The organism is Streptomyces plumbidurans, assembly GCF_019857225.1.
Taxonomy (GTDB): Bacteria; Actinomycetota; Actinomycetes; order Streptomycetales; family Streptomycetaceae; genus Streptomyces; species Streptomyces plumbidurans.
Genome location: NZ_JAFJSY010000136.1, coordinates 1 through 10,960, shown reverse-complemented (window position 1 = coordinate 10,960; position 10,960 = coordinate 1). Strand labels below are relative to the sequence as shown.

Sequence of the window (10,960 nt, the reverse complement as noted above, 5' to 3'; positions counted from 1 at the left end):
GCCGGCCCTCAGCAGCGCCGCGAGCCCCGCGGCATGGGCCCGTTCGGGCGCGAGCAGCACCGCGGCGACCCCCGCTCCCCGCCGGGCGAGGCGGGCACCGGCGTACAGGGCGTCACCGCCGTTGTCCCCGCTGCCGACGAGCAGCACGACCCTGCTGCCGTAGACCCGCCCGAGCAACTCGGCGCAGGCCGCGGCGAGCCCGGCGGCGGCGCGCTGCATCAGCGCCCCCTCGGGAAGCCGCGCCATCAGCGCACGCTCGGCCGTCCTTACCGTCTCCACGCTGTACGCAGTACGCATGGGGTCGAGTCTCTCCCGACCCCGCCCCGGGCCGCACCCCCGGCCCCCCGCCCCTTGTCCCCTGCGGCACGGGCCGATTGTCAGTGGCGGCTGCCATGCTCGGCGCATGGGAGTCCTGTACGGCTATTACGCCGCGACCGACGACGAGCAAGCCGTCCGCGCGGTCGTGCGCGATGACGGCGAACCCCTGGGCACGGGGTACGACGAGCTGGTGGTGAAGGGCATCGACCCGGTGGTCGACCTGCTGCCCGCCGAGACGCTGATAACGGGCCGGACGGCGGACGAGGTGAAGTCCGATCCGCGGCACGGCGCGCTGATCGCGATGGTGGGGGACGGCGAAGCCGTCGGCGTGTCGCTCACCGACGCCTTCCGTGACGCGCTCGCCGCCTTCGACCGCCGGCTGCTGGACGACGTCGCCGTCGGCTGGGCGGCGACCGGTGACTTCCCCGGCCCGCCGGACCCGGCCGACCTGTCCCGCTTCCTGCGCGCCCTGGCGGACCTCGCGGACCGGGCGGCCGTCCGCGACCAGCGCCTGTACTGCTGGATCTGCACCTAGATGTACCGACGATGTACCGACCTGGAGCGCGCCGGTCGCGGGGCTCACCCCTCGGCGACCACCACGGCCGAGGCGACCCCCGCGTCATGGCTGAGCGACACGTGCCAGGACCGCACCCCGAGTTCCGCCGCCCGCGCCGCCACCGTCCCCTTCACCCGCAGCCGCGGCTGCCCGCTGTCCTCGACGAAGACCTCGGCGTCCGTCCACAGCAGCCCGGACGGCGCACCGAGCGCCTTGGCCAGCGCCTCCTTGGCGGCGAAGCGCGCCGCGAGCGAGGCCATGCCCCGGCGCGCGCCGTTGGGCAGCAGCAACTCGCGCTCCACGAACAGCCGTTGCGCCATCCCGGGGGTGCGCTCGAGGGACGCCTCGAACCGGTCGATCTCCGCCACGTCGATCCCGACGCCGATGATGCTCATGGCGGCACCCTACGAGGAGATCACCACGGGCAACCTCACTCCACCGTCACCGACTTGGCCAGGTTGCGCGGCTGGTCCACCTCGTTCCCGCGCGCCGTCGCCAGCTCGCACGCGAACACCTGGAGCGGCACGGTGGCCACCAGCGGCTGCAGCAGCGTCGGGGTCGCCGGGGTCCGGATCAGATGGTCCGCGTACGGCACGACCTCCTCGTCGCCCTCCTCCGCGATGACGATCGTGCGCGCTCCCCGGGCCCGGATCTCCTGGATGTTGGAGACGATCTTGTCGTGCAGCACGGACCGCCCGCGGGGCGAGGGCACGACCACCACCACCGGCATGTCGTCCTCGATCAGGGCGATCGGCCCGTGCTTCAGCTCCCCGGCCGCGAACCCCTCGGCATGCATATAGGCCAGCTCCTTGAGCTTGAGCGCGCCCTCCAGGGCCACCGGGTGGCCGACGTGCCGCCCCAGGAACAGCACCGTGTTCTTGGCGGCCAGGGAACGCGCCAGCGCCCGCACCGGCTCCATGGTCTCCAGCACCCGCTCGACCGCGCCGGAGATGTGCGACAGGTCCTGGATGACGGTGCCGATCCCGTCGCCGTACTGGGTTCCGCGCACCTGCCCCAGATACAGCGCGACCAGATAGCAGGCGACCAGCTGCGTCAGGAACGCCTTGGTCGAGGCGACGGCCACCTCGGGCCCGGCGTGCGTGTAGAGCACGGCGTCCGACTCGCGCGGGATCGTCGAGCCGTTGGTGTTGCAGATCGCGAGCACGTGGGAGCCCTGCTCGCGGGCGTGTCGTACGGCCATCAGGGTGTCCATGGTCTCCCCGGACTGGGAGATCGCGATCACCAGCGACCGCGGGCCGAGGATCGGGTCCCGGTAGCGGAACTCGCTGGCCAGCTCAACCTCGCAGGGGATACGCGTCCAGTGCTCGATGGCGTACTTGGCGATCATCCCGGCGTGGAAGGCCGTACCGCAGGCCACGACGACGACCTTGTCGACCTCCCGCAGCACCGGCGCGGGGATGCGCACCTCGTCCAGCGTCAGCGAGCCCGCCGCGTCGATGCGTCCGAGCAGGGTGTCGGCGACCGCCTTGGGCTGCTCGGCGATCTCCTTGAGCATGAAGTAGTCGTAGCCGCCCTTCTCGGCGGCCGAGGCGTCCCAGTCGACGTGGTACGGCCGGGCCTCGGCGGGCCGCCCGTCGAAGCCGGTCACCGTCACGGTCTCCCGCCGCAGCTCGACGACCTGGTCCTGGCCCAGTTCGAGCGCCGAGCGGGTGTGTTCGATGAACGCGGCGACGTCCGAGGCGAGGAAGGCCTCGCCCTCCCCGACGCCGACCACCAGGGGCGAGTTCCGGCGCGCGCCCACCACCACGTCCGGCGCGTCCGCGTGCACCGCGACCAGCGTGAACGCGCCCTGCAGCCGCCGGCAGACCAGCCGCATGGCCTCCGCGAGGTCGGCGGTGGCGGAGAACTCCTCGGCAAGCAGATGCGCGACGACCTCGGTGTCGGTCTCGGAGACGAGGTCGTGACCGCGCTCGGCCAGCTCGGACCGCAGCGCCGCGAAGTTCTCGATGATCCCGTTGTGGACGACGGCGACGCGGCCGGCGTTGTCCAGATGCGGGTGCGCGTTCCCGTCCGTCGGCCCGCCGTGCGTGGCCCACCGGGTGTGCCCGATCCCCGTCGCGCCCGTCGGCAGCGGCCGCTCCTGCAGCTCCTTCTCCAGGTTGACGAGCTTCCCGGCCCGCTTCGCCGCCGCGAGCCCGCCGTCCGCGAGCACCGAGACACCCGCCGAGTCGTAGCCCCGGTACTCCAGCCGCTTCAGCCCGGCCATGACGACCTCGAGCGCCGACTGCGGTCCCACGTATCCCACGATTCCGCACATGCCGGGCAGCCTACGGTTCACCGCCCGCCGGAAAGCGGCACTGCGTGCCCGAAATCGGAAATTCCCACCGTCGTACGAAAGCATTCGGCGAACGTGACACAGCACACCCGCCGACCCGTTCAAACTCCGTTAACAATGGAATGTGATCTCTCCGGTCTCCTCGATGCCCCGGAGCGCCCACCGGCCCAGGCCGGAGGCGACTCCCTACGTCGACCTCACCCGAGCCGAGTGGAGCGCGCTGCGTGAGAAGACGCCGCTGCCGCTCACCGCGGAGGAGGTCGAGAAGCTGCGTGGCCTCGGCGACGTGATCGACCTCGACGAGGTGCGGGACATCTACCTCCCGCTCTCCCGGTTGCTCAACCTCTACGTCGGCGCCACCGACGGCCTCAGAGGCGCCCTGAACACCTTCCTCGGCGAACAGGGCTCCCAGTCCGGCACCCCGTTCGTCATAGGTGTCGCGGGCTCGGTCGCCGTGGGCAAGTCCACGGTGGCCCGCCTCCTGCAGGCCCTGCTCTCCCGCTGGCCGGAACACCCCCGCGTCGAACTGGTCACGACCGACGGCTTCCTGCTGCCCACCAAGGAGCTGCAGGCGCGCGGCCTGATGTCGCGCAAGGGGTTCCCCGAGTCCTACGACCGGCGCGCCCTGACCCGCTTCGTCGCCGACATCAAGGCCGGCAAGGACGAGGTGACGGCGCCCGTCTACTCCCACCTGATCTACGACATCGTCCCGGACCAGCGCCTCACGGTCCGCCGCCCCGACATCCTCATCGTCGAGGGCCTCAACGTCCTGCAGCCCGCCCTGCCCGGCAAGGACGGCCGCACCCGCGCCGGTCTCGCCGACTACTTCGACTTCAGCGTGTACGTCGACGCCAGCGCCGAGGACATCGAACGCTGGTACCTCAGCCGCTTCAAGAAGCTGCGCCAGACCGCCTTCCAGAACCCGGACTCGTACTTCAGGAAGTACACGCAGGTCTCCGAGGAGGAGGCCCTCGACTACGCCCGCACCCTCTGGCGCACCATCAACAAACCGAACCTCATCGAGAACATCGCCCCCACCCGGGGCCGCGCCACCCTGGTCGTCCGCAAGGGCCCGGACCACAAGGTGCAGCGCCTGCGGCTGCGCAAGCTCTAGAAGGGCTTGCTACAAAGAACCATGCTGCATCTGCGCCTGATCACGCCGGCCGAGCGAACCGACGACGTGGTCCTCCTGATCGAGAAGACGGTGGGCACGACACACCTGGTCGTGCTCCCCGGGGCCGCCCGCAACCCGGCCGGAGACGTGGTGATGTGCGACGTGGCCCGCGAGGCGGGCGACGAACTCATCACCGCGCTGCAGCAGTTGGGCATCGAGCAGAGCGGCTCCATCGCGGTCGACGACATCGACCTGTCCCTGTCCGAGCGCGCCGACAAGGCGGAGGCGGAGGCCCCCGGCGAGGGCGCGGACGCCGTCCTGTGGGAGCACCTCACCGACGCGACCCACGAGGAGTCGACCCTCTCGGTCACCTACGTCGCCTTCATCACCCTCGCCACGATGATCGCGGCCTGCGGCGTGGTGCTCGACAACGCGATCCTGATCGTGGGCGCGATGGCGGTGGGGCCCGAGTTCGGCCCACTGGCGGGCATCTGCACCGCGATCGTGCAGCGCGCACCACGCCTGGCCCTGCGGTCTCTGATCGCACTGCTGGTGGGATTCGCCGCGGCGATGGCGGTCACGGTGGGCTTCAGCCTGTTCATGGACGCCGTCGGCCTGTTCACCAAGGCCCAGTTGGAGGCGGCGCGGCCCAACACCGGCTTCATCTACGCCCCGGACTGGTTCTCGTTCGTCGTGGCGGTCCTCGCCGGAGCGGCGGGCACCCTCTCCCTGACCTCCGCCAAGTCGGGTGCCCTGGTGGGCGTCGCCATCTCCGTGACGACGGTCCCGGCCGCCGCGAATGCCGCCGTGGCCCTGATCTACACCGACACCACCCAAGCGGCCCGCTCAACGCAGCAACTCCTGCTGAACCTCCTGGGCATCGTCCTGGCAGGCACCCTCACCCTGCTAGCCCAGAAGTACTTCTGGCAACGCCAACGACAGCGCCTTTAGGGGCGCGGGGAACTGCGCGACAAGCCACGACGACGCCGCACCCCGCAACGCACAGCACGCCCCACCTCGAACCCGGCACCCCTACCCAAGAGCCGACTTCACAGCATCAGCCAACCGCCCTGCAACAGACCGAGCCTGCTCGATATCAGCCGCCTCCACCATGACCCGCACCAACGGCTCGGTCCCGGACGGCCGCAGCAACACCCGCCCGGTGGCCCCCAACTCCCGCTCCGCATCAGCAACAGCGGCAGCAAGATCGGCCGAGTCCCCGACACGGGACCGATCCACGTCCGGCACATTGATCAGCACCTGCGGCAACCGCTCCATCACAGCCGCCAGTTCGCGCAGCGACCGCCCGGTCTCCGCGACCCGGGCGGCGAGCATCAGGCCCGTCAGCGTGCCGTCACCGGTGGTGGCGTGGTCGAGGATGATGACGTGCCCGGACTGCTCGCCGCCGAGCGCGTACCCGTGCTCCTTCATCTCCTCCAGGACGTACCGGTCACCGACCGCCGTCTGAACGAGCTGCAGCCCCTCGCGCTCCAGCGCCAGTTTGAAGCCCAGGTTGGACATGACCGTCGCCACGACGGTGTTCTCGCGCAGCACGGAACGCTCCCGCATGGCCAGCGCGATCACGGCGAGGATCTGGTCGCCGTCGACCTCCGCACCGGTGTGGTCCACGGCGAGGCAGCGGTCGGCGTCGCCGTCGTGCGCGATGCCGAGGTGCGCGCCGTGCTCGACGACGGCCGCCTTCAGCTTGTCCAGGTGGGTCGAGCCGCAGCCGTCGTTGATATTGAGCCCGTCCGGCTCGGCACCGATCGTGATCACCTCGGCGCCGGCCCGCGAGAACGCCTCCGGCGAGACCCGGGCGGCGGCGCCGTGCGCCTCGTCGAGGACGATCTTCAGCCCGTCCAGCCGGTTGGGCAGCACACCGATGAGATGGGCGACGTACTGGTCGAACCCCTCCTCGTACGAGCGCACCCGCCCGACACCCGAACCCGTGGGCCGCTGCCAGGGCTCGCCGTGGCGGTGCGACTCGTACACGCCCTCGATCCGGTCCTCCAGCTCGTCGGCGAGCTTGTGGCCGCCGCGGGCGAAGAACTTGACGCCGTTGTCGGGCATGGCGTTGTGGCTCGCGGAGAGCATCACGCCGAGGTCGGCGCCGAGCGCGCCGGTGAGATACGCCACAGCGGGCGTCGGCAGCACGCCCACGCGCAGGACGTCCACGCCGGCACTGGCGAGACCCGCGACCACGGCGGCTTCCAGGAACTCCCCGGACGCACGCGGATCCCGTCCGACGACCGCCGTTGCCCGGTGGCCCTCGAAGGTCCCCGCCTCGGCGAGTACGTGCGCCGCGGCCACGGAGAGGCCGAGCGCCATCTCCGCCGTGAGATCCGCGTTCGCGACACCGCGCACGCCGTCCGTGCCGAAGAGTCGTCCCACTGTGGTGTCCTCCGAATTGCTGAAGAGAGTGCGGCTCACTCCCAAGTACATTGCCTGAGACTGTCCGAGGTCTGTGGGGGTTGTGTAAAAGAACCGCCCCGGCTGCACAATCCGTGCGGCCGGGGCGATTGATGCGATACAGCGGCAGCGATCAGCGCTTGCTGTACTGCGGAGCCTTGCGGGCCTTCTTCAGACCGGCCTTCTTGCGCTCGACCGCACGGTCGTCGCGCTTGAGGAAGCCGGCCTTCTTCAGCGGGCCGCGGTTGTTGTCCACGTCGGCCTCGTTCAGCGCACGGGCGACACCGAGACGGAGCGCACCGGCCTGACCGGAGACACCGCCACCCGAGATACGGGCGATGACGTCGTAGCGGCCTTCGAGCTCGAGCACCTTGAAGGGCTCGTTGACTTCCTGCTGGTGCACCTTGTTGGGGAAGTAGTCCTCAAGGGTGCGACCGTTGATCTTCCACTTGCCGCTGCCCGGGACGATCCGGACACGGGCGATGGCGTTCTTGCGACGGCCCAGGCCGGCGGCCGGCTGCGGGTCGCCGAAGCGGGACGCCAGGGACTCCGACGTGTACTCGCCCTCGACGGGCACGTCGGACTCGGTGGTGTAGCTCTCGATGTCGACGATCTCTTCGCCCTCGACGGGCGTCTCGACGGTGGTCTCGGCCACGATGCTCCTCAGATTCTCTTCAGTCTTAGGGGGTGGCCGGACTTACTGCGCGACCTGGGTGATCTCGAACGGCACCGGCTGCTGCGCAGCGTGCGGGTGCTGGTCGCCCGAGTAGACCTTCAGCTTGGTGAGCATCTGACGGCCCAGGGTGTTCTTGGGGAGCATGCCCTTGACGGCCTTCTCGATGGCCTTCTCGGGGTTCTTCGAGAGCAGCTCGTCGTAGCGGACGGAGCGCAGACCACCCGGGTAGCCGGAGTGGCGGTACGCCATCTTCTGGGTCCGCTTGTTGCCGGACAGGTGCACCTTGTCGGCGTTGATGATGATGACGAAGTCACCGGTGTCGACGTGGGGGGCGTAGATCGGCTTGTGCTTGCCCCGCAGAAGGGACGCGGCGGTGGTGGCGAGTCGGCCCAGGACAACGTCCTGAGCGTCGATGACATGCCACTGGCGCGTCACATCGCCGGGCTTGGGGCTGTACGTACGCACGGTTCGTAGCCTTCGCTTCGAGTGAATGGTCCTGAACAGGTCACCGAAACGATCACGACAGCCTGGACCGCACAGCGGCGACGCATACCGCGTAGTGGGGTCGCTGGTCATCGGCCCGGTGGACCGGTGTAAGGGCCCGTCCCGTGAGAATGAGCAAGCCAATACACAACGAAGAAGCAGGATACCGGGGCTCCCCCACAAGGGTCAAAACGAGCCCGGAAGAAGCCTTCGGCAACCCCGCTCGGCCACAATGTACGGCAGTGCCGGAAAGGTCCCCGGGCGGCCCGCCGGAGGCACGTCGGCACCTCTCGCACCCCGTCTAAGATGCGCCCCATGAGCTATGGGCAGCAGGGGGGACCCCAGTCCCAGTGGGACCCCTGGAAACCAAACTCCCAGCAGCCGTGGAGCAGCGGCAGCGACGGGCAGACCCCGGACTGGGCGGCGCTGGCGGAGGCGTCGGAGACGCGCAACAGGCGGCGCCGGCTGCTGTTCATCGGCGGCGGCGTGGTGGCCACGGTCGCGATAGGCACCGCCGTCGCCATGGCCGTGGTGTCGGCGAACGGCGACAACAACGCCTCCGGCAGCCCCAGCAACGTGCCGACCGGCGGCTCCATCCCGAGCAGCAGCGCGACGGCCCCCTCGTTCGCGCCGACCAGCGCCCCGCCCCCGCTGGACCCGAAGGAGTTCGTCGCCAGCAAGAGCAAGGACACGGCACCGCTCAGCGTGGACTCGTTCTTCCCGGGCACGCAGCTGACCATGGGCACGGCGGTGTACAAGAAGGGCGCGACGGCCGACACGAAGAACTGCGCCTCGGCCGCCGAGAAGACCCTCCCGAAGATCCTCACCAGCAACAAGTGCACCCGGCTGATGCGCGTCACCTACACCAGGGACGGCGTCGCGGTGACGGTCGGCGTGGCGGTCTTCGACACCGAGGCACAGGCCACCAAGGTCAAGGGCCTCGCCGACAACAAGAGCCTGGTGGCGCCGCTCGCCGGCAAGGGCGTGAAGGCCTTCTGCAACTCCGCGACCTGTCGCACGACGACCAACTCCTTCGGCCGCTACGCCTACTTCACCACCAGCGGCTTCACCAACGGCAAGGACGTCACGAAGACGGACACCAAGGTGTTCAAGGTCGGCGACGACCTGGCCGAGTTCACCTTCCGCCAGATCCACCGGCGCGGCGAGGCCCAGGCGTCGGCCGCGGCCGTCGGCTAGGGACTCAGCAGCAGCCGGCTCCCGGCAGCGACCGCTTGTTGCGCGCCTCCTTGCTGCGCGCGGCAAGCAACTCGTCGGCCGGGTAGCCGACCTCTTCGAGGGTCAGCCCGTGCGGCCGTACGACATGAACGGCCGAGTCCCGTACGCCGGCGGCGAGCACCTTGCCCGGCCAGTCCGGGCCCCGGTGCCCGTCCCCCACGAACAGCAGCGCCCCGATCAGCGAGCGCACCATGTTGTGGCAGAAGGCGTCGGCGCGCACGGTCGCGGTGATGATCCCGTCGTCCCCGCGCACCAGGCTCAGCCGCTGCAGGGTGCGGATGGTGGTCGCGCCCTCCCGCTTCTTGCAGTAGGCGGCGAAGTCGTGCTCCCCCAGCAGCCGTTCGGCGGCCTCGTTCATGGCGTCGACGTCGAGCGGCCAGTCGTGCCAGAGGACATGGCCCCGCAGCAGCGGATCGACGCCTCCGGGGTTGTCGGTGACCCGGTACGCGTACCGCCGCCAGACCGCCGAGAAGCGGGCGTTGAAGCCGCTGGGCGCCTCCCTGAGGGCCCACACGCGTACGTCCCTGGGCAGCCGACCGGCGAGCCGCTTGAGCAGCTTCTCGTGATGCTCCCGCCACACCGGCTCCGGCAGGTCCACGTGCGCCACCTGCCCCCGCGCATGCACCCCGGCATCGGTGCGCCCGGCGACCGTCAGCTCGTACGTCTCCCGCGACCGGGTCACGGTCCGCAGAGCGTCCTCGATCTCCCCCTGCACGGTCCGCCGCCCCCCGGCCTGCTTGGCCCACCCGGAGAACTCGCTCCCGTCGTAGGAGAGATCGAGACGGACACGCACATAACCGGGCTCTACTTCGTCGCTCACCCGTAGATCCTCTCAGCAACACAAAAAAGCGGGCCCGCTCCCCGAAAGGAACGGACCCGCCAACACCCTGTTTTCAGGGGCGCGGGGAACTGCGCGATCAGCCACGGCGAACCCGCAGCCGCCGACCGAACAGCACCCCGCAGACGCTTACGCGTCCTTCGACTCCTCGGCAGCCTCGCCGTCGGACTCCTTGGTCACGTCGACCTTGGTGTCCTCGGCAGCCGGAGCAGCCTCCGCGTCCTTCGCAGCACGCTTGGTGGCGGCCTCGGCCTCACCCGTCGCCTGCTGCGCGACCGTCAGCGCCTCCACCAGCTCGATGACAGCCATGGGCGCGTTGTCGCCACGGCGGTTACCGATCTTGGTGATACGGGTGTAGCCACCCGGACGGTTCTCGTACCGCGGGCCGATCTCGGTGAAGAGCGTGTGGACGACGCTCTTGTCCGTGATGACCTGCAGCACCTGGCGGCGGTTGTGAAGGTCGCCCTTCTTCGCCTTGGTCACCAGACGCTCGGCGTAGGGCCGCAGACGGCGGGCCTTCGCCTCGGTGGTGGTGATGCGGCCGTGCTCGAAGAGCGCCTTCGCGAGGTTCGCGAGGAGCAGCTTCTCGTGCGCGGCACTGCCGCCCAGACGGGCACCCTTGGTGGGCTTCGGCATTTCTTTCTCCTGTGTGTCTGCCCCGGCCGTATCAGGTACCGGGGTCAGGAACCCGATGAGCGGATGCTCACCGGCTACGACCGTTCAGCACTGGCCCGAAGGCTCAGTACTGCTCGGTCTCCACGAAACCCGCGTCCGCGTCGTCGTCGGCGCCGAAGGCGTCGGCGGCGGCCGTGGGGTCGAATCCGGGCGGGCTGTCCTTGAGGGCCAGGCCCATGCCGGCCAGCTTCGCCTTGACCTCGTCGATGGACTTCGCGCCGAAGTTGCGGATGTCCAGGAGGTCGGCCTCGGAACGAGCCACGAGCTCACCCACGGAGTGGATGCCCTCGCGCTTGAGGCAGTTGTAGGAGCGGACGGTGAGCTCCAGCTCCTCGATCGGCAGCGCCAGGTCGGCGGCC

The 10,960-nt window shown here is 69.9% G+C and carries 13 protein-coding genes; 4 read left to right on the top strand and 9 right to left on the bottom strand.

What is annotated here, in order from left to right; genetic code table 11:
• The coding region (locus JYK17_RS39465; protein WP_308011743.1) for an NAD(P)H-hydrate epimerase at nucleotides 1-297 on the bottom strand (297 nt) is incomplete at its 3' end.
• Between the two features lie 106 nt (nucleotides 298-403).
• On the opposite strand from JYK17_RS39465, the gene JYK17_RS39460 reads away from it, so the two are divergent.
• Nucleotides 404-853, top strand: coding sequence for a hypothetical protein (locus JYK17_RS39460; protein ID WP_108013290.1), 450 nt, complete (start codon nucleotides 404-406; stop codon nucleotides 851-853).
• Nucleotides 854-897: 44 nt separating this feature from the next.
• Here the strand turns inward: JYK17_RS39460 and JYK17_RS39455 are convergent, their stop codons facing one another.
• A complete protein-coding gene (locus JYK17_RS39455) occupies nucleotides 898-1,269 on the bottom strand; it encodes a holo-ACP synthase (RefSeq protein ID WP_108013291.1) in 372 nt (123 codons plus the stop codon).
• Nucleotides 1,270-1,304: 35 nt separating this feature from the next.
• On the bottom strand, nucleotides 1,305-3,152 hold the full coding sequence (gene glmS / locus JYK17_RS39450) for a glutamine--fructose-6-phosphate transaminase (isomerizing) (protein WP_108013292.1): 1,848 nt from the start codon (nucleotides 3,150-3,152) through the stop codon (nucleotides 1,305-1,307).
• A gap of 163 nt (nucleotides 3,153-3,315) precedes the next feature.
• Between glmS and coaA the strand changes: the two genes are divergently transcribed.
• Nucleotides 3,316-4,284 (top strand): type I pantothenate kinase, encoded by a 969-nt coding sequence (gene coaA, locus JYK17_RS39445; protein ID WP_181362517.1) that lies wholly within the window; start codon nucleotides 3,316-3,318, stop codon nucleotides 4,282-4,284.
• Nucleotides 4,285-4,305: 21 nt separating this feature from the next.
• On the top strand, nucleotides 4,306-5,235 hold the full coding sequence (locus JYK17_RS39440) for a DUF389 domain-containing protein (RefSeq protein ID WP_128802701.1): 930 nt from the start codon (nucleotides 4,306-4,308) through the stop codon (nucleotides 5,233-5,235).
• 81 nt (nucleotides 5,236-5,316) lie between these two features.
• Here the strand turns inward: JYK17_RS39440 and glmM are convergent, their stop codons facing one another.
• The 3 genes from glmM to rplM form a co-directional block, all read right to left on the bottom strand.
• On the bottom strand, nucleotides 5,317-6,675 hold the full coding sequence (glmM, locus tag JYK17_RS39435) for a phosphoglucosamine mutase (RefSeq protein ID WP_108013295.1): 1,359 nt from the start codon (nucleotides 6,673-6,675) through the stop codon (nucleotides 5,317-5,319).
• 151 nt (nucleotides 6,676-6,826) lie between these two features.
• Complete coding sequence (gene rpsI, locus JYK17_RS39430) at nucleotides 6,827-7,348, bottom strand: 30S ribosomal protein S9 (RefSeq protein ID WP_108013296.1); 522 nt, start codon at nucleotides 7,346-7,348, stop codon at nucleotides 6,827-6,829.
• A gap of 42 nt (nucleotides 7,349-7,390) precedes the next feature.
• Nucleotides 7,391-7,834, bottom strand: a complete 444-nt coding sequence (gene rplM, locus JYK17_RS39425; protein WP_108013297.1) for a 50S ribosomal protein L13 — start codon at nucleotides 7,832-7,834, stop codon at nucleotides 7,391-7,393.
• Nucleotides 7,835-8,167: 333 nt separating this feature from the next.
• Here rplM and JYK17_RS39420 point away from each other — a divergent pair, with 333 nt between their 5' ends.
• Nucleotides 8,168-9,049 (top strand): hypothetical protein, encoded by an 882-nt coding sequence (locus tag JYK17_RS39420; protein ID WP_222812270.1) that lies wholly within the window; start codon nucleotides 8,168-8,170, stop codon nucleotides 9,047-9,049.
• Between the two features lie 4 nt (nucleotides 9,050-9,053).
• Here the strand turns inward: JYK17_RS39420 and truA are convergent, their stop codons facing one another.
• The 3 genes from truA to JYK17_RS39405 all read right to left on the bottom strand — a co-directional run.
• Entirely contained in the window at nucleotides 9,054-9,908 is an 855-nt protein-coding gene (truA, locus tag JYK17_RS39415) for a tRNA pseudouridine(38-40) synthase TruA (protein WP_108013298.1), read from the bottom strand.
• Nucleotides 9,909-10,055: 147 nt separating this feature from the next.
• Nucleotides 10,056-10,562: a 50S ribosomal protein L17 gene (gene rplQ, locus JYK17_RS39410; protein WP_108013299.1), complete on the bottom strand. Its 507-nt coding sequence runs from the start codon at nucleotides 10,560-10,562 to the stop codon at nucleotides 10,056-10,058.
• A gap of 103 nt (nucleotides 10,563-10,665) precedes the next feature.
• The coding region (locus tag JYK17_RS39405; RefSeq protein ID WP_308011742.1) for a DNA-directed RNA polymerase subunit alpha C-terminal domain-containing protein at nucleotides 10,666-10,960 on the bottom strand (295 nt) is incomplete at its 5' end.

What these genes read in the sequence shown, in the direction of transcription:
- JYK17_RS39460 (WP_108013290.1), top strand. Translation starts at nt 404, where the DNA reads ATGGGAGTCCTGTACGGCTATTACGCCGCGACCGACGACGAGCAAGCC.
- JYK17_RS39455 (WP_108013291.1), bottom strand. Translation starts at nt 1,269, where the DNA reads ATGAGCATCATCGGCGTCGGGATCGACGTGGCGGAGATCGACCGGTTC.
- glmS (WP_108013292.1), bottom strand. Translation starts at nt 3,152, where the DNA reads ATGTGCGGAATCGTGGGATACGTGGGACCGCAGTCGGCGCTCGAGGTC.
- coaA (WP_181362517.1), top strand. Translation starts at nt 3,316, where the DNA reads ATGCCCCGGAGCGCCCACCGGCCCAGGCCGGAGGCGACTCCCTACGTC.
- JYK17_RS39440 (WP_128802701.1), top strand. Translation starts at nt 4,306, where the DNA reads ATGCTGCATCTGCGCCTGATCACGCCGGCCGAGCGAACCGACGACGTG.
- JYK17_RS39420 (WP_222812270.1), top strand. Translation starts at nt 8,168, where the DNA reads ATGAGCTATGGGCAGCAGGGGGGACCCCAGTCCCAGTGGGACCCCTGG.
- rplQ (WP_108013299.1), bottom strand. Translation starts at nt 10,562, where the DNA reads ATGCCGAAGCCCACCAAGGGTGCCCGTCTGGGCGGCAGTGCCGCGCAC.